The organism is Flavobacterium sp. SOK18b (genome assembly GCF_014156605.1).
Classification (GTDB): domain Bacteria; phylum Bacteroidota; class Bacteroidia; order Flavobacteriales; family Flavobacteriaceae; genus Flavobacterium; species Flavobacterium tiangeerense.
In genome coordinates this window covers 40947-60967 of the sequence record NZ_QKNZ01000007.1, presented here as the reverse complement: position 1 = coordinate 60967, position 20021 = coordinate 40947, and the positions used below count along the sequence as shown (strand labels likewise).

17 protein-coding genes are annotated in these 20021 nt (G+C 33.5%); 11 read left to right on the top strand and 6 right to left on the bottom strand.

Translation table 11 applies throughout. From position 1 onward, the window contains the following. Positions 1-8 precede the first annotated feature (8 nt). The 3 genes from DNC80_RS01710 to ribD are packed head-to-tail and all read right to left on the bottom strand — an operon-like array spanning position 9 to position 2314. Positions 9-635 (bottom strand): YigZ family protein, encoded by a 627-nt coding sequence (locus tag DNC80_RS01710; protein WP_182648707.1) that lies wholly within the window; start codon positions 633-635, stop codon positions 9-11. Between the two features lie 40 nt (positions 636-675). Then, on the bottom strand, positions 676-1278 hold the full coding sequence (locus DNC80_RS01705; protein WP_182648672.1) for an HAD-IA family hydrolase: 603 nt from the start codon (positions 1276-1278) through the stop codon (positions 676-678). Further along, positions 1271-2314, bottom strand: coding sequence for a bifunctional diaminohydroxyphosphoribosylaminopyrimidine deaminase/5-amino-6-(5-phosphoribosylamino)uracil reductase RibD (ribD, locus tag DNC80_RS01700; protein ID WP_182648670.1), 1044 nt, complete (start codon positions 2312-2314; stop codon positions 1271-1273). The genes DNC80_RS01705 and ribD overlap by 8 nt, the downstream gene beginning before the upstream one ends. Positions 2315-2417: 103 nt before the next feature. Between ribD and DNC80_RS01695 the strand changes: the two genes are divergently transcribed. Further along, complete coding sequence (locus tag DNC80_RS01695; RefSeq protein ID WP_182648668.1) at positions 2418-2903, top strand: GNAT family N-acetyltransferase; 486 nt, start codon at positions 2418-2420, stop codon at positions 2901-2903. Positions 2904-2946: 43 nt separating this feature from the next. Continuing rightward, entirely contained in the window at positions 2947-3813 is an 867-nt protein-coding gene (prmC, locus tag DNC80_RS01690) for a peptide chain release factor N(5)-glutamine methyltransferase (RefSeq protein WP_182648666.1), read from the top strand. Between the two features lie 180 nt (positions 3814-3993). Here the strand turns inward: prmC and DNC80_RS01685 are convergent, their stop codons facing one another. Continuing rightward, entirely contained in the window at positions 3994-5238 is a 1245-nt protein-coding gene (locus DNC80_RS01685) for an ABC transporter permease (protein WP_182648705.1), read from the bottom strand. Between the two features lie 342 nt (positions 5239-5580). Between DNC80_RS01685 and hisS the strand changes: the two genes are divergently transcribed. The 9 genes from hisS to DNC80_RS01640 all read left to right on the top strand — a co-directional run bounded on the left by hisS (position 5581) and on the right by DNC80_RS01640 (position 14831). After that, the gene (gene hisS, locus DNC80_RS01680) at positions 5581-6957 is read left to right on the top strand and encodes a histidine--tRNA ligase (RefSeq protein WP_182648664.1); all 1377 of its coding nucleotides are present in this window, start codon (positions 5581-5583) and stop codon (positions 6955-6957) included. Between the two features lie 338 nt (positions 6958-7295). Beyond that, positions 7296-7874 carry a nucleotide exchange factor GrpE gene (locus DNC80_RS01675; RefSeq protein WP_144889054.1) on the top strand — a complete coding sequence of 193 codons (579 nt, stop codon included), beginning with the start codon at positions 7296-7298 and terminating at the stop codon, positions 7872-7874. Positions 7875-7977: 103 nt separating this feature from the next. Continuing rightward, positions 7978-9093, top strand: coding sequence for a molecular chaperone DnaJ (gene dnaJ / locus DNC80_RS01670; RefSeq protein ID WP_182648662.1), 1116 nt, complete (start codon positions 7978-7980; stop codon positions 9091-9093). 222 nt (positions 9094-9315) lie between these two features. Next, positions 9316-10239, top strand: a complete 924-nt coding sequence (locus DNC80_RS01665) for an ABC transporter ATP-binding protein (protein ID WP_144889052.1) — start codon at positions 9316-9318, stop codon at positions 10237-10239. Positions 10240-10326: 87 nt separating this feature from the next. Then, positions 10327-11634, top strand: coding sequence for an ABC transporter permease (locus tag DNC80_RS01660; protein WP_182648660.1), 1308 nt, complete (start codon positions 10327-10329; stop codon positions 11632-11634). 195 nt (positions 11635-11829) lie between these two features. Further along, entirely contained in the window at positions 11830-12993 is a 1164-nt protein-coding gene (locus DNC80_RS01655; RefSeq protein ID WP_182648659.1) for a sigma-54 dependent transcriptional regulator, read from the top strand. 86 nt (positions 12994-13079) lie between these two features. Further along, positions 13080-13760: a DEAD/DEAH box helicase gene (locus DNC80_RS01650; RefSeq protein WP_182648657.1), complete on the top strand. Its 681-nt coding sequence runs from the start codon at positions 13080-13082 to the stop codon at positions 13758-13760. 14 nt (positions 13761-13774) lie between these two features. Then, a complete protein-coding gene (locus DNC80_RS01645; protein ID WP_182648655.1) occupies positions 13775-13993 on the top strand; it encodes a putative signal transducing protein in 219 nt (72 codons plus the stop codon). A 40-nt stretch (positions 13994-14033) separates the two neighbouring features. Then, positions 14034-14831 (top strand): Cof-type HAD-IIB family hydrolase, encoded by a 798-nt coding sequence (locus DNC80_RS01640; RefSeq protein WP_182648653.1) that lies wholly within the window; start codon positions 14034-14036, stop codon positions 14829-14831. Between the two features lie 63 nt (positions 14832-14894). Here DNC80_RS01640 and DNC80_RS01635 read toward each other — a convergent pair whose 3' ends face one another. Both DNC80_RS01635 and DNC80_RS01630 read right to left on the bottom strand, forming a co-directional pair. Continuing rightward, entirely contained in the window at positions 14895-15413 is a 519-nt protein-coding gene (locus tag DNC80_RS01635; RefSeq protein ID WP_255493146.1) for a hypothetical protein, read from the bottom strand. Between the two features lie 757 nt (positions 15414-16170). Beyond that, positions 16171-19911 carry an ATP-binding protein gene (locus tag DNC80_RS01630; RefSeq protein WP_182648651.1) on the bottom strand — a complete coding sequence of 1247 codons (3741 nt, stop codon included), beginning with the start codon at positions 19909-19911 and terminating at the stop codon, positions 16171-16173. Between the last annotated feature and the right edge of the window lie 110 nt (positions 19912-20021).

The window sequence follows — 20021 nt, the reverse complement described above, 5'->3', positions numbered from 1 at the left end:
TTGTGAATTTAAACACGAATAATTTTGATTTCAAAAATGGAATTAAAAATGTCGAATATCATTTCGGCATTTTTTTTTCTTGTTTTTATTTCAATAATGCCTTCGGGTTGTTGTGTCAAACTATTAATTTCCATAGTTTGTGTCACGATATCTAATTTTTTTTCTTTCACCACGCGCATGATTTTATTCATGAATTGGTAATCAAACATAATTTTAAAATGAATGTCAATTGTTTTTTCGATAATCTCGCATTCTGATAAGGCCATTTGTGCTGCCGTTTTGTAGGCTGATATTAATCCACCAACACCTAGTTTTACACCGCCAAAGATGCGCACGACTACAACAAGGATGTTTGTGACATCAAAGGATAATATTTGCCCGTAAATAGGCATTCCAGCGCTGTTGCTCGGTTCTCCATCATCGTTTGCTCTATAGGTATAAGTTGAAGTCCCCATTTGATACGCATAACAAAAATGTCCAGCGTTTGGGTGAAGTTTGCGTAAACTTTCTAGTATGGTTTTTACATTTTCTTCACTGCTTACGGGGAATGCATAGCCAAAAAACTTGCTGTTCTTTTCTTTGAATAGAATTTCACCAGAAGGCGTGTCAATGGTTTTATAGGTGTCTTTCACAATTTATTTGAAATCTGATAGCATTTTAGAATTTGCTAAAGCGTTAGAAATTTATTTTTTCGAATAAATCAACAACGTCTTCCGTACCAACTTGTAAATTCCAAACCTGTAAGCCAGTTTTTAGTGCTGCATCTGTATTTTCTTTTTTGTCATCAACAAATAGGGTGTTGGTTGGAATTAAATGGTGAGATTCTATAAGGTGCGTATAAATTTTTAGATCGGGTTTGCGCATGCCTAGATCAAAGGAGAAATACACTTTTTCAAAACATTTATAAAAAGTGCTGTAAAATGCGGTGCCGCTTTGTTTTTCAAATTGCTCTATGTGAATAGCATCTGTATTAGATAATAAAAACAAACGATATTTTTTTGACAATAAAACTAAAAAATCCAATCGATACTGTGGAAAATCTAATAAAATGGCATTCCAAGCTTTCAAAATCTCAGTTTGGTTAGCCTGTGGAATTTGTTTTTGTAAACCATCTAAAAATTCTTGACGGGATATTTTTCCAGTTTCAAAAGCGACGTTTAATACATCCAGGGTGCTATTCCATTGTTGTAAGCCTAATTCTTTGAAGGCTTTAGGAGTGGCTTGCTTGTCTAAATTGATGAAGATATCTCCAAAATCAAATATAATAGTATCAATCATGATTTTTGATCAAAATTAGTTCGTCTGTTAAAAGGTGCTTTTTTTGTACTGCGGTTCTGTTTATTTGCGGAGCTTTAATTTCGTTATAAAGAGGTTTATCTCCAATGAAAATTCTCGCTTCGTCCCAAAGTTGTTCTTCTATAAATGTTTGCAAAGTCCTTTGCCCACCCTCAATAATAACCGATTGAATATCCATTTCATAAAGTGTTTGGACAATTTGAGGAGCGATATTTTCTTTGAAATCGATGGTTTTTTCAATTATGTGAACTGGAGTTTCTTTATTTTTTGCACTAGAAAAAACAACCGTTTGAGCTTGATTGTCAAAAATGGCACTGTCATTTTGAATGCGATTGTTTTGATCTAATGCCAATCGAATTGGGTTTTTTCCATACCAGTCACGTGCATTAAGTGTAGGATTATCATCAATAACGGTTTGAGTTCCCACCAGTATAGCTTGTTCCTCGGTACGCCATTTGTGAACCAGTTGTCTAGAATAGGGATTAGTAATCCAAACGGGTTTTTGTTCAAAACGTTCTTTTGGAGCTATAAATCCATCTTGACTTTCTGCCCATTTCAAGATAATATAAGGTCTCTTTTTTTCGTGAAAAGTAAAAAAACGTTTGTTGAGTTCCAGACAATCTTTTTCTAGTACACCCACTTTAACGTTAATGCCTGCCTCAAGAAGTTTTTTTATACCATTTCCAGCTACTTTTATGTTAGGATCTACGGTTCCTATAACTACATTCGGTATTTTATTTTTGATAATCAAGTCACAGCACGGAGGTGTTTTACCAAAGTGGCTACAAGGTTCTAAGCTCACATAAATTGTGGCGTTTTCTAATAATGACGTATCTCGTACAGATTGTATTGCATTCACCTCGGCATGGGGTTCTCCTGATTTTTTATGCCAACCTTCACCTATAATGACATTGTTATGTACAATCACACTTCCCACAAGCGGGTTAGGATAGGTTGTGCCAAGGCCGTTTTGGGCCAGCTGTATGCAGCGGTTGATGTATTTTTCATTTATATTCACGGTACAAAAGTAATACTTTTTGAGCTTTTCATTTTGTTAAAATGTTTTACGTCATTATAGCAAAGTATTTCTATTTTTGCATCAATAACCTGATTTTTTAAATATGGAAAATTACAGCATAAGAAAAATAAATAAAGAGGACAATGCAGCAGTGGCTCAATTGATTCGCTCTGTTTTTGACGAAATGGATATTCCAAAAGTAGGTACAGCTTACGAAGATCCGTATTTGGATTTGATGTTTGAGGAGTATAGCAAGCCAAGATCTGTGTATTATGTTGTAGAACATAATGATAGGATTGTAGGCGCGGCTGGAATTGCGCCACTGGCTAATGAAGCGGTTTCTATATGTGAATTGCAAAAAATGTATTTTTTACCTGAAACTCGTGGAATGGGAATTGGAACTGAGATGATGGAAGTATGTTTGCAAAGTGCTCGAAATTTTGGATACGAAAAATGCTATCTAGAAACGATGCCTTTTATGCATGGTGCTCAAAAATTATATAAAAAAACAGGTTTTGAAAACATTGATGGGCCTATGGGTTCTACTGGTCACAGCAGTTGTCCGGTATGGATGTTGAAGGATTTGTAAAATAAATTATGGTGGTGATTTACCCTAAAACTTTCCCTCACACATGAAAATTAAAGAATATAGAACGCAATTCATACAAGATTTAACTGCTCTTTATGGTGAAGATGAGGCTGAAAGTTTTTTTTATTTGATTTTAGAAAATCAACAGCAGCTCAAACGGATTGATCTTGCGCTGCAACCCGATTTAGTTTTTTCAAGTGAAGCACTTCAAGTTTGGGATCAATTTTTAATGCAACTGAAAAACGAAATCCCGGTACAATATGCCCTTGGGGTAACCAGTTTTTATGGATTGGATTTTGAGGTTAATACTAATGTTTTAATTCCAAGGCCCGAAACGGAAGAATTGGTTGATTGGATTCTTAACAATTTACAATCTACAGGTAATAATCAAAAAGTAAAGATTCTTGACATAGGAACGGGTAGTGGTTGTATTGCTATTTCTCTAGCAAAAAATCTAGTAAATGCGCAAGTTTTTGCTCTAGATGTATCTGAAGAAGCATTGAAGACAGCTCAGAAAAATGCTCAAAAAAATCAAGTTAGCATTACGTTTCTGCATCAAAATATTCTTGAAACAAATGATTTATTACAACAATTTGATGTCATTGTTTCAAATCCTCCGTATGTACGCAATTTAGAAAAACAAGAAATTAAAAATAACGTATTACATTATGAACCTCATTTGGCACTTTTTGTTGAAGATTCAGATGCTTTGATTTTTTATAGAAAGATAGCTGAATTGGCTCAAACAAGTCTTTCTAGTAATGGCTTTCTTTATTTTGAAATTAATCAGTATTTAGGTAAGGAAACGGTGGATTTACTTGAAAACTTGAATTTTAAAAATATCGAATTAAGAAAAGATATCTACGGGAATGACAGAATGATACGGTGTAATTACAGTAAACTAGACTAGGAAAAAAAACAGTTTCTTGTTACCAAAAAAAACTACTGGGCACTTCGCGTGAGGGGTAGCAGCACGTTACCATGTAACGCGTATAACCCGACCCTATAAAGAAAAGGGGCAACAATCCAGTATGATTTGTTGCCCCTTTTTTTTATAGGGTCACGCCCTAATTTTACAATGAAATGTCTATTATTCGTAACGCAATGCCTCAATAGGGTCTAAAACAGCAGCTTTAATGGCTGGATATAAACCAGACGCAATAGCTACTATAAAACTGGTGATAAAAGCTGCCATTATTGCGCCCCAAGGGATTACAAAAGCAAAATCCATGGCAGTTGCGATACCAAAACCAATTAAGATACCAAAAATAATTCCTACTAAGCCACCCATTTGGCCTATGAGTAGGGTTTCAATGAAGAATTGAATGGCGATGGTTGTTTTTTTGGCTCCAAGTGCTTTTCGAACCCCAATTTCTCGAGTTCGCTCTGTTACCGATACAATCATAATGTTCATCAATGCAATAGATGAACCTAAAACGGTAATAATTCCAATAAGCCATGATGCCCATCCTAGATATTGTGTAATTCCTAGAATTCTATTAATTAAATCATCACTTCGTACAATCCCAAAATTATTATCTTTTATAGGACTAAGTTTTCTAACCCTACGCATTACGCTTGTTGCGTTGTCTAGCGCTTGCTCTAGTAACTCCTTTTTATTAACCATTACGCTCACGGTATAATTAATGTTAGGTGCTGTAAATAGGGAACGTGCTACTTGGATAGGTATTAATATTCTTAAATCTTGACTATTGCCAAAAGTGGAACCTTTTTCTTTTAACACTCCAATAACTCTAAATTTTGCGCCACGTATGGAGACCACTTTATCTATAGGGTTGATGTCTTTGAATAGTCCTTTTTCAAAATCAGAACCTACTATACATACATAAGCATTATTATCAACATCAAAACGGGTAAAATTTCTACCAGAACTGGTTTCAAGACCTGAATTGGTCATGAAATACTCGTCAACACCTACAACAGAGTTTTCAGGATCTGTTTTAGTCGACTCATATTTTACTTCGGCTCCTGCCGTTGCGGTAAAGGAAAGTGAAGTTTCGGTTAAGGGGTAGTTGTATTTGTTTTTGAAAGCCACCGCTTCGGGATAAGAAATAATAGGATTGATTATTTCACGTTCATCTCGCCCCTGTCTTCTTACGGTATTCTCATATTGCTTAATATTAAAGGTGTTGGCACCCATAGAAGCAAAATCAGAGGAAATAGTATTCTCCAGCGCAGATACAACCGTAAGAATACTCACTAAAGCCGTGATTCCTATGGCGATAATCATCACCGTAAGAACCGTTCGCAACAATTGCGTTCTGATAGAACCAGAAGCAATTCGAACATTTTCTTTAAATAATTTTAACATCATACCCATTTGACACGAATTTACATTTTTTGTTACAAAATTTACAAGCAAAAAAAATATTTTCATGGAGTGTTTAATTTTTTTAGAGCTGTTTCCGGCTTTTGTTGCAATACCGCACTCCAAATTCTTTGTTTTCTTTCTAACTTAAAGGAGCTTCCGCTCGTCGCTCTTTAAGTCAGGAAAACATAAGAATTTGTAGTGCTATATTTTCACGACAATCCGGGCTAAACGAGCAGTAATAAAATGTGGCATTTTGTAAACAGAATAATTTTAAAAATAAGATATTTGCAACCAGAAAAAGATTGCCTCGTAAGGCATAATAATAAGGACAGCAAAAACAGATTCATGGCATCAAAACCTAGCATACCAAAAGGAACCCGAGATTTTTCGCCAGCAGATGTGGCTAAAAGAAATTATATCATTCAAATTATTAAAAGCAATTTTGAAAAATTTGGCTTTCAACCTATAGAAACTCCATCGTTTGAAAACTCTGAAACCTTAATGGGTAAGTACGGAGAAGAAGGTGATCGATTGATTTTTAAAATATTAAATTCTGGAGACTATCTTTCTAAAGCCAACGAAAGTCATCTAGAAAGTAAAGACAGTACAAAATTAACGTCAAGCATTTCAGAGAAAGCCTTGCGTTATGATTTGACGGTACCTTTTGCACGCTACGTGGTGCAACATCAAAACGATATTGAATTTCCGTTTAAGCGTTATCAAATCCAACCCGTTTGGAGAGCTGATCGACCTCAAAAAGGACGTTTTAGAGAGTTTTATCAATGTGACGCCGATGTAGTTGGGTCAAAATCTTTGTGGCAAGAAGTAGAATTGGTTCAATTGTATGACACCGTTTTTACAGCTTTAGGATTGCAAGGCGTAACCATCAAAATCAATAATAGAAAAATTTTATCTGGAATTGCAGCCGTAATAGGAGCCTCTGACAAGCTGATTGATTTCACAGTGGCTCTTGACAAATTAGACAAAATAGGTGAAGATGGAGTCAAGAAAGAAATGATAGAAAAAGGAATTCCTGAGGAAGCACTGTCAAAAGTTCAGCCTCTATTTAATTTCACAGGTTCTATCACTGAGAAAATCGAGAAGCTCTCTGTTTTATTACAAGACTCAGAAGAAGGTATGAAAGGTGTGGAAGAATTGCGTTTTATTTGTGAAACGGTTTCACAACTAGGGCTGTCAACAGCTGTTTTAGATCTAGATGTTACATTAGCAAGAGGATTAAATTATTACACTGGAGCTATTTTTGAAGTGGCACCACCCAAAACTGTTGCCATGGGATCCATCGGTGGCGGAGGACGTTATGATGATTTAACGGGTATTTTTGGTTTGAAAAACATGAGTGGAGTGGGAATATCTTTTGGTCTTGATCGAATTTATTTGGTGGTAGAAGAACTAAAGTTGTTTCCAGAAACAGTAGCAGCAACATCTAAAGCTTTATTTATCAATTACGGAAATAATGAAGCCTTTTATGCCATGCAAGCTATTAAGAAGCTTAGAGAAATTGGAATTAAAGTAGAGTTGTATCCAGATAATGTAAAAGTGGCAAAGCAGTTTCAGCATGCTGACAAGCGTGGAATACCTTTTGCAATTATTGCAGGAGAACAAGAATTAGAATCTAAAACATTTGCTCTTAAAAATTTACTTTCAGGAGAACAGCAGGTTCTCGATTTAGAAGGTTTGAAAAATTATCTCTTACAGAATTAAAAAAAAAGCTTCGTTGAAAAACGAAGCTTTTTTTATATAACGTAAATGTGAATTAATAATTTGTCATTCTATTTCATGCGAAATGAATAAAACCATTTACAAATATAACATAAATATAATATGATAATCTTAAAAAAAACCTAAATTTCAAACAAAGCGTTGATAAAAATTGTTAAGAAATTTATTTTTTTTATTCAGTTTAAAGGAATTCAAGTTGGTTGTACGTGAGCCATTTTTGGTAAAATCCCCCTTTTTGATAAGCATAAATAATATTAAGTGTGACAATTTGACATTTTAATAGAATTGGCAGTACTTTTGCAATTCAAAAAAAGATTAAAATGAAGTTTAAGAATATTTTTAAAAATAAGAGCACTATGACCACTGAAAATACAGAAATCGATCAAGAATTACAGGATGCAACATTAGAAAATAATGTTAATGAAGAGCAGGTTATTGTTGAGGAATTAAGCGTGGAAGAACAATTAACACAAGATTTAGCAAAAGAAAAAGATAAATACCTAAGGTTGTTCGCAGAGTTTGAGAATTACAAAAGAAGAACAACTAAGGAACGTATTGAGTTGTTTAAAACAGCAAATCAAGAAGTCTTACTTGCTATGTTACCAGTGCTAGACGATTTTGATAGAGCTATTATTGAGATTAACAAATCAGAGGATGAATTGCTTACTAAAGGTGTTGAGCTTATCCATGAAAAACTAAAAAATACTTTAGTGGCTAAAGGCTTAGAGCAAGTTGAGGTTACAGCAGGTGACGCATTTGATGCTGATTTTGCCGAAGCTATTACTCAAATTCCAGCTCCATCAGACAGTATGAAAGGTAAAATTGTGGATGTGCTAGAAAAAGGATACAAACTTGGAGACAAGATTATCCGTTTTCCAAAAGTGGTAATCGGTCAATAATACAACTGCGATGCTGGTTGAAAGTGTCATTTTAAGTATAAATGTGGGGTACTAGCTTTTTAAGATAGTACTAAAATACATTCGCACTAAATAAAAAATACAGATGAAAAAAGATTTTTACGAAATATTAGGCATTACTAAAAGTGCAACTGCTGCAGAAATAAAAAAAGCATACAGACAAAGTGCCTTGCAACATCACCCTGATAAAAATCCTGGCGATAAAGCTGCTGAAGAGAAATTTAAGTTAGCGGCAGAAGCTTATGAGGTATTGAGTGATCCACAAAAAAAGGCAAAATACGATCAGTACGGTCATCAAGCATTTGATGGTTCAGGCGGTTTTGGCGGAGGTGGTCATGGCGGTATGAACATGGATGATATTTTCAGTCAGTTTGGAGATATTTTTGGAGGTGGTTTTGGTGGTTTTGGTGGCGGCGGTGGCGGCGGAGTTCGTCGTGCTAAAGGAAGCAACCTGCGCATAAAAGTAAAACTTACTCTTGAAGAAATTGCAAACGGTGTTGAAAAGAAAGTTAAAGTAAAAAGAAAAGTTCAAGCCCCAGGCGTTTCCTATAAAACGTGCTCTACTTGTAATGGTCAAGGTCAGGTCATGAGAGTTACGAACACTATTTTGGGTAGAATGCAATCTGCTACAACGTGTTCTTCTTGTAACGGTTCTGGTCAAATATTAGATAAAAAACCATCTGAAGCAGATTCACAAGGGATGATCCTTGAAGACGAAACTGTTTCAATTAAAATACCAGCTGGTGTAGTTGATGGTATGCAATTAAAAGTTTCTAATAAAGGAAACGATGCGCCAGGAAACAGTATTCCAGGTGACTTGATTGTTGCTATTGAGGAACTAGAACATGATTTCTTGAAACGTGAAGGTGAAAACTTGCACTATGATTTATACATCAGTTTTGCTGAAGCTGTTCTTGGAATTTCAAAAGATATTGAAGCCATAAACGGAAAAGTAAGAATTAAATTAGAAGAAGGTATTCAATCGGGTAAAATATTAAGATTAAAAGGTAAAGGGATACCAAGTATCAATGGATACGGAAATGGAGATTTATTAGTTCATGTGAACGTATGGACTCCTAAAACATTGAACAAAGAACAAAAACAGTTTTTTGAAAAAAATCTAACCGACGATAATTTTATTCCAAATCCTGAGAAATCAGATAAGTCATTTTTTGAAAAAGTAAAAGACATGTTTTCGTAATTCAAAAATATTGATTTTGAATGTAGACATTCATAAAAAACCCATCCTTATGCACAAGGATGGGTTTTTTGTGAAATGCAATTTGTTATTTTGGTGTCAGCAAAAAGCATTTTACGCAAGGCTAAAAAATTAACTTTTTGCCAAAATAAAATACTACTTATATCAAACTATTCTAAGTATTTCGATACTAATTATTTACTTTTACACCATTAAAATATAAGTATGAGTACTATTCTTGAAATCAATCAAGTTGTAAAACAATACGGCGATTATAAGGCACTTAATGCAGTATCGCTTAATATACCTAAAGGCAGTATTTACGGACTCTTGGGCCCAAATGGAGCTGGTAAAACATCATTAATTCGAATTATCAATCAAATTACAATGCCTGATAGTGGCACTGTAATTTTTGATGGAGAAAAATTACAACCCAAGCATGTACAACACATAGGATATTTACCAGAGGAACGAGGCTTGTATAACACGATGAAAGTAGGAGAGCAATGCCTGTACTTAGCGCAAATGAAAGGTCTTTCAAAGGCTGAAGCCAAAAAGCAACTGGAATATTGGTTTGATAGACTAGGTATTCAAGGCTGGTGGAACAAAAAAATCCAAGAACTGTCTAAAGGGATGGCTCAAAAAATTCAATTTGTTGTGTGTGTGTTGCATAAACCCAAATTGCTCATTTTTGACGAACCTTTTTCGGGTTTTGACCCTGTGAATGCCATTATTATCAAAGACGAAATTCTAGCTCTGAGAGATCAGGGTGCCACAATAATTTTCTCTACCCACCGTATGGAAAGTGTGGAGGAAATGTGCGATCATATTGCATTGATTCACAAATCAAATAAATTAATTGAAGGGAAGCTAAATGATGTCAAGAGGCAATTTAAAACCAATACTTTTGAAGTAGGCATACTTTCGGATAAGCCTGAAGCTTTAATGCAAGCGCTATCTCAAAACTTTAGCACAAATCCTGCCCAATTTAAATCGTTAAATAATGAGTTTAAATTAAACATTCAATTAGGGAATGCATCACCAAATGAGTTGCTCAACAGTTTAACTCCTTTTGGTCAAATCACACATTTTGTAGAAAAAATCCCGAGTGTGAATGATATTTTCATTCAAACCGTTAGCGGTTCTTAGCAAGACATGTGCACATTAAAAAATAAACTAAATAACCATTTTTTGATTCCTCTTTTTTGGGAATTTTGGACAAATCAAAACTAAAAAATGTCAATAATTACATTAATCATCAAGCGAGAATTCATTACCAAGGTACGCAACAAGTCCTTTATTGTAATGACTTTTTTAAGTCCGTTGCTATTTGTGGCCATTGCAGTTTTTGTGGCCTACTTGAGCAGTATGAAACCAGATACAAAGCGCATTGCCATACATGATAAATCGGGATTGTTTGTACAAGAATTTTTAAAGAAAAATAGCAAAAAAGCCACGTATGACTACCAAGATTTAACAGGTCTTGATTTAAATTTTTTAAAAGATAGTATTAGTGCTGAGGCATACGAAGGAATAATTTATATCCCAAAAGTACAGGATACAAAACTGTTAGAAAATAAAATTCAATACATATCAAATGATAGTCCAGGCATTACATTTATTGAAAACATGCAAGATGTTGTTGCTAATAAGTTGACAAAGGCAAATTTAGAACAAGCTAAACTCGATACACTTGCCATCAAAAAAGCACAGGCAAAAGTTGTTATTAACATTACAAAAGCATCTGGAGAAGAGAGTCTCAAAGGATTAAACGAAATTAAAATTGGAATAGGTGGAGCATTTGGTTACCTGATCATGATGTTTATTATCATTTATGGCAACATGGTCATGCGTAGCGTAATAGAGGAAAAAACAAGCCGAATTGTAGAAATCATTATATCCTCTGTTAAACCATTTCAATTAATGATGGGAAAAATTATAGGGACAGCTCTGGCAGGATTGTTGCAATTTTTTATTTGGGCGTGTTTAGGGTTTATATTGCTTTTCTCAGTGTCACTATTTTTTGGAGTTAATATAGGACCTGTTTCTGGTGCTCAAGATGTACTTTCGGCACAGCCAGAAATGAGCAGTTCAGCCGCACTTTATATCAAGGAATTATGGAACTTACCTATTGCAGGTATACTAGCGGGTTTTGTAGTTTATTTTATAGGAGGCTATTTGTTATACAGCTCTTTCTATGCCGCAATTGGAGCTGCAGTAGACAATCAAACCGACTCTCAACAGTTTTTAATGCCCATCATCATGCCGCTTATACTCAGCGTATATGTAGGTTTCTTTACTGTTATCAATGATCCACACGGTACAGTGGCAGTAGTTTTTTCAATGATTCCGCTTACTTCTCCCATAGTTATGCTCATGAGAATTCCCTTTGGCGTACCTTTGTGGCAAATAGCCATATCAGTAACGTTACTTTTTGCTTCTTTTTTATCCGTAGTTTGGTTTGCTGGTAAAATTTACCGAATCGGAATTTTAATGTATGGTAAAAAACCAACATGGAAAGAGTTGTATCGATGGATGAAGTAGTAAAATAACTTATAAAATGCTGTTCAAGAGTGTTTTTTAGGAGCTGTTTCCCGCTTTTCATTTCAATCTTTCCTGCTCTGCTAGCGCGCCGCAGTAAAGGATTTCCATTGCAATCGGGGCTAGAGAATCCCGTAAGAAAGTTGAATTTTGCAATAAAAATAATTTGGTGTTCATAAGCCAATCAAAAATATAAATATGTCAAAAATACTTATCATTGAGGATGAGGCAGCCATAAGAAGGGTGCTCTCAAAAATCCTATCAGAAGAAAATGATAGCTACCAAGTAGAGGAGGCAGAGGATGGTGCAGTGGGTTTGGAAAAAATTAAAACCACTGATTATGACCTGGTTCTATGCGATATAAAAATGCCAAAAATGGATGGGGTTGAAGTGCTAGAAGCAGTCAAAAAAATCAAACCAGAAATTCCTATGGTCATGATATCTGGACATGGTGACATGGAAACGGCTATTAATACCATGCGTTTAGGAGCTTTTGATTACATTTCTAAACCACCTGATTTAAACCGATTATTGAATACGGTTCGAAATGCTTTGGACAAAAAACAACTCGTAGTTGAGAATAAAATTCTAAAGAAAAAAGTCAGCAAGAATTACGAAATGATTGGTGAGAGCGAGCCCATAAATCATATTAAAATCATGATTGATAAAGTAGCTCAAACCGAGGCTCGTGTTCTTATCACAGGACCTAACGGAACCGGAAAAGAATTAGTAGCGCATCAATTGCATGAAAAAAGCGAACGTGCAAACTTTCCTTTAATCGAAGTGAATTGTGCTGCAATCCCTTCTGAATTGATAGAGAGTGAATTATTTGGTCATGTAAAAGGAGCTTTTACATCAGCAGTAAAAGACCGTGCAGGAAAATTTGAAGCGGCAGATAAAGGGACTATTTTCTTAGATGAAATTGGTGATATGAGCCTTTCGGCGCAAGCCAAAGTTTTAAGAGCGCTACAAGAAAGTATGATTACTCGTGTAGGAGCAGATAAAGACATAAAAGTTGATGTAAGAGTAGTTGCTGCTACAAATAAGGATTTGAAAGTTGAAATTGCCGATGGACGTTTTAGAGAGGATTTATACCACAGGCTGGCTGTAATCCTAATAAAAGTACCAGCTCTTAATGACAGGCGTGATGATATTCCATTGTTGATCAAGCATTTTGCTGATAAAATAGCCTCTGAGCAAGGAAATACGGTAAAGAAATTTTCAGCAGCAGCAATCAAATTACTGCAAGAATATGATTGGACGGGGAATATTAGGGAATTACGCAATGTTGTGGAACGCTTGATTATCCTTGGCGGAAGCGAGATTTCAGAGAATGATGTGAAGTTATTTGCATCAAAATAATTAAATAATTTAGAGGTTGAATCATTTAAAAATTAGTGAGCTAATCATTTAATTTTTAAATTTTTGAATCTTTCAATCTAAAAAGAATGAAATTAAAAAAATTAAACGAGACGCTGCAACAAAACTTAATTGACAACGGGTTCTTAGAGGCGAATGACATTCAGAAAGAGACCTTTGGTACCTTAAAAAGTGGTTCCGATGCTATTATTGTAGCACCAGCTGGCAGCGGAAAATCAACTACAATTGTGATCAATGTGATTCAACGATTGGTTGGAACTGTCGAAGAGTCGCCACGTGCTTTAATCATCGTATCGGATAAGGAAAAAGTGGTTGAGATGGTAGCGCAATTTGAAAAATTGGCAAAATACACGGACTTAGAAATATATGGTGTGCATGACAAAGGTGATATGGATTATGACAAAAATTACATTTCAACTGGTATAGATGTTTTGATTGGGACGCCCAATAAATTGAGTGAAATGTTTTCATCGGCGGGCTACAACGTGAACCGATTGAAAATGTTTATTCTAGACGATGCTGACCCAATTTTGAAATTGCGTCACGAAACTAAAATCATGCGTATTTCCAACAGTATTGACAAAACACAACGCATTATTTTCACGGAGCAGTTCACAGAACGAATTGAAATCATGACCGAGAGAATGTTAATAGAACCTTTTGAATTTGATTTTTATGAAGATGAAGATGAGGACGAAGATGAGGATGAAGAAGAAGATGGCGAAGAAGAAAATAATGATGATAATTAAAAAATAGGAATACAATGGGATTAATGAAAGTATTTTCAGGAAGTGAAATTTTGGCGCAAGCCTTACAAGAAAGATTAGAAATAGCTGGTGTTGAAACCTTAAAAAAGGACAACATTCAATCTTCACGTTTGGGAGGTTTTGGCGGAAGTGATTTAGCAGTAGAACTTTTTATTCAAGAAACTGATTTTGCAAAAGCCAATCCAGTTATTGAAGATTTTAGAATGAATATCTAAGCTAGTCTGTGACTGATTTTTTAGCTGTAAAATAAAAATTATGAAATACAAAATGCTTGTCCTAGACATGGACGATACCTTGTTGACGGATGATCATACGATTTCTCCAGAGAACAGAAAAATGATTGCTAGGGCTCAAGATTTAGGTGTTGAGGTAGTTTTAGCATCAGGTAGACCTACGCCTGCCATGACGCAATTTGCTCATGAGTTGAAAAATAATTTCATGATTTCTTTTAATGGAGCAGTAGTGTCTGATTTGAATACTAGTGAAATTCTTTTTGAAAAATCTTTGACCAAAGAGCAAATTCATACACTCCATGAATACAGTTTAAAAAGTAATACCCACATCATTACCTATATCAATGACGTCATTATTAGCGAGACACACTCTGAGTTTATTGAGGTAGAACGCAGTATTACAGGGCTTGAACATCATTTAGTACCTGATTTTAAAGCTGCTGTTACCACTAATGCTGTAAAGTGTATCTTGCTGGAAGAACCTTCTTACTTAAAAGAAGTAGAAAAAGATTTAAAAAACGCTATGCCAGATTTAAGTGTTTCCATGTCAAAACCTTTTTTCTTAGAAGTAGCACCAAACGGAATTGATAAAGCAGCAAGTATTGCTTTTTTGGCTAAAAAATTAGCAATTGATCAAAGCGAAATCATTGCAGTAGGGAATGCTGGGAACGATTTATCCATGATTCAATATGCTGGACTTGGCGTTTGGGTAGATAATGTTACTCCTGAGTTACGCATGTACGGGGATGAAATTGTGGCATCAAACAACAATCATGGTGTTGCCGAAGTTATTGAACGTTTTATTTTGAACGTAAACTAATAAAAAAGCGATACACTTATTTTAAATGTATCGCTGAATATCGTTTTACTGTTTTGTATATCTCTACAGTTTAGCTACTGATATAAAGTATTTATTTCCGTCTCCCATAGTTAGTTTCACGCGCTCGTCACAAATATCAATTGCATGAGTTTTACTTACATAACAATTGCATGAAGTATTCTTGTCTTTTGCCATTGGTGTATCACACTTGACATTTTTGAAGGTAGCTAGTTGTGGGTTGTATAATGAAACTAGATCTGTAGATGCTGTTACCAGTGAAATAATACTGGCGCTATTATCATTTGCAATGCGATACACTATTCTATCCGTGTAATTCACGCCATCAATAACAACTTTGCGAATGTAGGTGTACGCAATAGAGCTAGTTTCGGCTTCTTTTATTTCGAATTTAAAACCTAATGTTCTAATTTCTAAATCAAATTTTTGTTGTGAGTTGTAATTTGCCCAATTACTCAATGTCGTAACTGATGGGAATGTGTTGGTTTTTGGAGCAGGATTTTGACCATAACAGCCTAGAGCTGCTAAAAGAATGAAGTAGATTGTGGGGAAAAATTTTTTCATTGTTGTTGTAAAATGTTGCCTACTCTAGTTGGTTTTCGGCTTACCCAGTTTTTAATAGTTTGTTTTTCAGTGTTTTAAAATACAAAAAATCATTAGTTAAAGATAGTACATATAAATGCAATCTCAAAGTGTCATTTGATTATTGTGCTATTTTATAACATTTCTTAATTAAACAATTACTACAACGTATTTTAGGATCTGTTTAGTATTTCATTTTTAGATAGCATTGCTTTTTATTTTGGTTTCAAAATTAGATCCATTTTAATTGCGAATGCACTTCTTTCAAAATCATAACAAGCAACTTCTAATTGGAGCGTATAGATTGCTAAATCTTAATTATTGTTTACAAGTTGTTTTTATTTTTAAAAAATTTTTGCACGCTTTTTTTGTTTTTTTCGAAGGAGGAGGAAGTGCATTTTGGCGTAAGCTATTGCGCCATTTTTTTTTAAATATTAAGAAATTTAAGATTTGTTCTTAAACTTGATTTTTTAATGGTTTTTATTTTTAGAAAATTGTGCATGTTTTTTGTCATTCCGACGAAGGAGGAATCTTAGAAAACCTGGCACTAAACTGGTGTTTGATTGAATTTGCATATCCTAAAAATTATAGGATTTAATATTGTTTTCACGCAGATTTCGCAGATTTCCGCTGAAAAATCAATATAAATCTGTTGAATCTGCGTGCTATTTTTTCCTTTTTCCTCTTAAATTAATTACATTAATTGGGCGTCAGTTTGAATACATTATGTGTTAGCTTTTCAATAATCTTTTCTCAAAAACTTTCGTTGTCTTTCCCAATCTCCTCTTTGCAAACAAGATTGAATCTGTTCATTTAAATAGGTTTTTATTGGAATCAACTTTATTCCTAAATCTGATTTATTAGTTATTTCCAATAAATTCCTCCATTCTGCTGCTTGGATATCTCCAATAATCACATCTCCTGAATATGTACCTCCGTTACCTCTCCACATTAGCCTCCCAAAAAGCTCTATATCTTGATTCAATGAAATAAATAGCAAAAAGATTTCTTCATATAATTCTTTTCTTGAATGTCTTATCAAGTCTACAATGATTTGAATTTTTTTATAATCTTGATTATTATCAATGACGTATTTTCTAATAAAATCATCTGCTCTTTTTTTCAGTGCTTCTTCTTTTGGGTTTCTAAAGAAAACGTTACAATAATGCTCCAAAATACCAAAATACACGTCTTTTTCAATTATTAAGTCGAATACTTGAATTAACGTCTCTTCTATGTTTTCTATATTCCAAACATAGCTCATATCACTATGGTCGCCTCCAAGACTATGTCTGTCGCTTGCTGAATATAAACTCTCAATAAATTCTATTAAGAAATTTCTATCAATTTTCAGTATTTCTAAAAAACCTTTTCCTTCGTAGTCAAAATGATTTTGAATCAAGTTTTGTTGGATATAAGCTTTTTTTATCAACTTAATGTCGTCTCCGAGATTGTCAAAATGCTTACTGAAGAAATCCATCCAAACTTGTAAACGTGTACCATCTTTTTCGTTTTTTTCTGTAATGGTTCTTAAAATTATTTGAAATAAGTTTGGTTCTACTTTTAAAAATCGTTCGAGCCTGTCAAAATGAATAGTGTTAGGATTATTCATTTTGGAAATCGTCTTTACCAACGATACAGATAAGTCGGCATTTATTAAAGAATCATCTATAAAATCGTAGAATGATAACTCCCAAAGTTCCTCTAATTCAAACTCAAATTGCTGGATAATTTCCCAAATTTGATTTGCTGTAGTTTCAATTTTTAATTGATTTCTAAAAATGCCTCTTGGCACATATTTAATTTCATTACCATTTTCAACAACTTTTTTTAATAAAGCAAGTCCAATATTAAAATCTCTTGAGCAATTCTCATCAATAACAAAATCAAGAGTATTGTTATAATTCCAATTATTGTCTGCAGAATTTTTTAATAGAACGAATGTGTCGTAAAATGTATTGATTTCATCAACATCGGTTAATATGAATGAGGTTCTTATTTCTGCCTCTTTTAATCTTTCATACTCTCGAAAATCATCAAATTCATACATTTCCTTATCTCTAAACCTATCCCAATCTATTTTTAGGAATGTCAAGTAAGTTTCATTAACAAATTTGTTGGTGAAGTTTGAGAACTCAGGTAAATTGAATTCGTGTCTTTTGAACCACCTAATTTGGTCTTGAACATATTTACAATATTCAAAATTTTCATTGTTTAAATGATTATCTATAATATTGAGAACAAATGGAATGTCAAATTCCATTATTTCATTATTTACATCGGGGTGAACTCGCGAATAATTCTTTAATAACCTGAAAGCCATTTCAGGACGAGATGCAAAACTATTATCTAATGTATCCCATATTTTCGTTCTAAATTCTTGTATAGTATTATTGTTAGGAATTGGATATTGATAGTGAATAAAACTATTATTCCTACCTCCTTTAAATTGTTGAAATTGATAGGATAAGAAAGTTTTTGAAAGTTCATAAAATGATGTTGAAAGTAATTCATCATCTTTGTTTAGACCATATATTAATATATCGAAAAGAGTTTTTTGTCTATAAAAATCGTAGCGTTCATCATCTCTATCGAAAATTAATAATTCTCTAATTTTATGAATAAGTTCCGGCAATTTATCCGGTTTTCTGGTTACATATTCGAACAACAATTCAATTGAATCTTTTAAAGAGTTACTATTAAGACGAAAAAAATTACCTAGTAATTCAATTATATTATCCTTGTGATAATTGAATTGATTATTTTCATAAGAAGAGTCATATTTGGTTTCTTCAATTTTCGGAAACGTTTCTATGTACTGATATGTGAATTCTAAAGTTTGGTCTTGTAAATAAAACCAAAATGAATTGAGAAAATTAAAAGACTTTTCGCTATTGTTTCGAATTAAGTTCCAATATTCAACTAACTCAGGTTTAATTTTGTCCATCACATTTTGTGGGCCAAATGTATTATTCGCAGGAATAATACTGTCTGTAAATCTACTTTGATAATTTTCAAAATAGTTGTTTAGCAGAACTTGAAAGGAAAGTAAGTTGTCTTTTATAAATGCTTTGTAAAAGAAAAATGTAGCAAGATTTTGTTCAGGGACTTTTACGTGTTCAAATTGAATTTCTGCCAATTCCAACTTGTCAAGTTTGTCAATAGTATCTATAAAATCATTGTATGAGATATCAAATTTTTCTAAAATTGATTCTGTTACTTCTTTATTCTTATATGGAATTGTATAAAAGAAAGCAATAATTCCAAGACATCTAATATTTAAGGGATTTTCAAACTCGCCATCATCTTTGATGAAAGTTGAAAAATACTTTTCAAATAAATCGGAAACATCATGTAAAGCATATAAGTTTTGTTCCTTTTTTGCCAAAAGGGAAGTCATTATTGCTAATCTTGGATTACCATCTGAGATTCGAACTATTTCTTTGTGATAATCAGGGTTTAAAATTTCAAATGGTTCAGATTTTATTATATCAATAATTTGTTCATCGTTTAGCTTTTGTAAGTCTATTCTTTTAGTTGAGAACTCTTGACATTTCCTTCCGATTTCTTGAAACGCATAATCTCTTACAGTAATTATTATTTTAAGTTTACCGTTTCTATTAGCCTTAAAAAAGCCTGTTATTTGTTCAAATGCATCAATCCTATTTGCATCATCAACAAAAAGTAAATAGTTTTTTTCTACATGAAAATATTGATACAAATCCTCAAGCAAAGTATGACTCTTATATGAAACACAATATGCTTGATATGATTCATTTTTTACTAAATAATTGTTGATAGTTTCAATCGACAACTTTGTTTTTCCAACTCCAGGAGCTCCTGTGAGTATTATAAAGTCGTGACTATCTATAGCATTACTTAATTGTTCTAATTCTGTTTCCCTATGTAAGAATGTATTGTTCAAAGGAGTGGCAATACCCTTTGAAGCTCTATCATACTCTTTGATAAAGTTGTCTATTGAAACAATTTGACCTGTATCTAAAGGCAAGCCTAAATAATGATGAGCTAAATCTCTATGATTTAAATGAAGTTCTAACGCTAATTCTTGCAACATTAAATAGCGAATTCTAATATCAGCTTTAAAACTTTGGGCTAATGCATTTAATTCAGTTATTTTCTCTTGATCTATGTTCCAATTGAAACAAAGTACGATTTCTTGAATTTTATCAATAGGTATTTTTGTCTTATCTGGGTCAAAACAAGCTTTTATATCATTAGCTAACTTGTTTTTTGTACTCGTATCAGTTGTAATTTCTGAATATAAGAAGTTGCCGTTTGGCAATTGAAAGAATGTGTCAGGAGTTCCTTTTGTTGTCTTTTGTTTTCCAGTTTGGCTTCCTGTTCTAGATATAGCCATGTAATTATTATCTCTTATAATTAAATAACTATCGCAAAGCTCTTGAAACACAGTTCCATTTATTTCTTTCAGGCGATTTTCTATTGTTTGGAGTCTGCTCATATTATTCTTATTCAATTTCTTCGAGCGTTAGCAAGAAACAGCTCTTTTGGTTTTTAGTGTTGAACTTTGTGTTGGCAAAAAACTAAATTTACCCTTGTAAAGTTGGCTTT

Excerpts from the sequence above, each read along its gene's own strand:
- DNC80_RS01645 (WP_182648655.1), top strand. The coding sequence starts at position 13,775 with ATGGGATTAATGAAAGTATTTTCAGGAAGTGAAATTTTGGCGCAAGCC.
- DNC80_RS01630 (WP_182648651.1), bottom strand. The coding sequence starts at position 19,911 with ATGAGCAGACTCCAAACAATAGAAAATCGCCTGAAAGAAATAAATGGA.
- DNC80_RS01660 (WP_182648660.1), top strand. The coding sequence starts at position 10,327 with ATGTCAATAATTACATTAATCATCAAGCGAGAATTCATTACCAAGGTA.
- dnaJ (WP_182648662.1), top strand. The coding sequence starts at position 7,978 with ATGAAAAAAGATTTTTACGAAATATTAGGCATTACTAAAAGTGCAACT.
- DNC80_RS01640 (WP_182648653.1), top strand. The coding sequence starts at position 14,034 with ATGAAATACAAAATGCTTGTCCTAGACATGGACGATACCTTGTTGACG.
- DNC80_RS01705 (WP_182648672.1), bottom strand. The coding sequence starts at position 1,278 with ATGATTGATACTATTATATTTGATTTTGGAGATATCTTCATCAATTTA.
- DNC80_RS01695 (WP_182648668.1), top strand. The coding sequence starts at position 2,418 with ATGGAAAATTACAGCATAAGAAAAATAAATAAAGAGGACAATGCAGCA.
- DNC80_RS01655 (WP_182648659.1), top strand. The coding sequence starts at position 11,830 with ATGTCAAAAATACTTATCATTGAGGATGAGGCAGCCATAAGAAGGGTG.
- DNC80_RS01650 (WP_182648657.1), top strand. The coding sequence starts at position 13,080 with ATGAAATTAAAAAAATTAAACGAGACGCTGCAACAAAACTTAATTGAC.
- DNC80_RS01675 (WP_144889054.1), top strand. The coding sequence starts at position 7,296 with ATGAAGTTTAAGAATATTTTTAAAAATAAGAGCACTATGACCACTGAA.
- DNC80_RS01685 (WP_182648705.1), bottom strand. The coding sequence starts at position 5,238 with ATGATGTTAAAATTATTTAAAGAAAATGTTCGAATTGCTTCTGGTTCT.
- DNC80_RS01635 (WP_255493146.1), bottom strand. The coding sequence starts at position 15,413 with ATGAAAAAATTTTTCCCCACAATCTACTTCATTCTTTTAGCAGCTCTA.
- prmC (WP_182648666.1), top strand. The coding sequence starts at position 2,947 with ATGAAAATTAAAGAATATAGAACGCAATTCATACAAGATTTAACTGCT.
- DNC80_RS01665 (WP_144889052.1), top strand. The coding sequence starts at position 9,316 with ATGAGTACTATTCTTGAAATCAATCAAGTTGTAAAACAATACGGCGAT.
- hisS (WP_182648664.1), top strand. The coding sequence starts at position 5,581 with ATGGCATCAAAACCTAGCATACCAAAAGGAACCCGAGATTTTTCGCCA.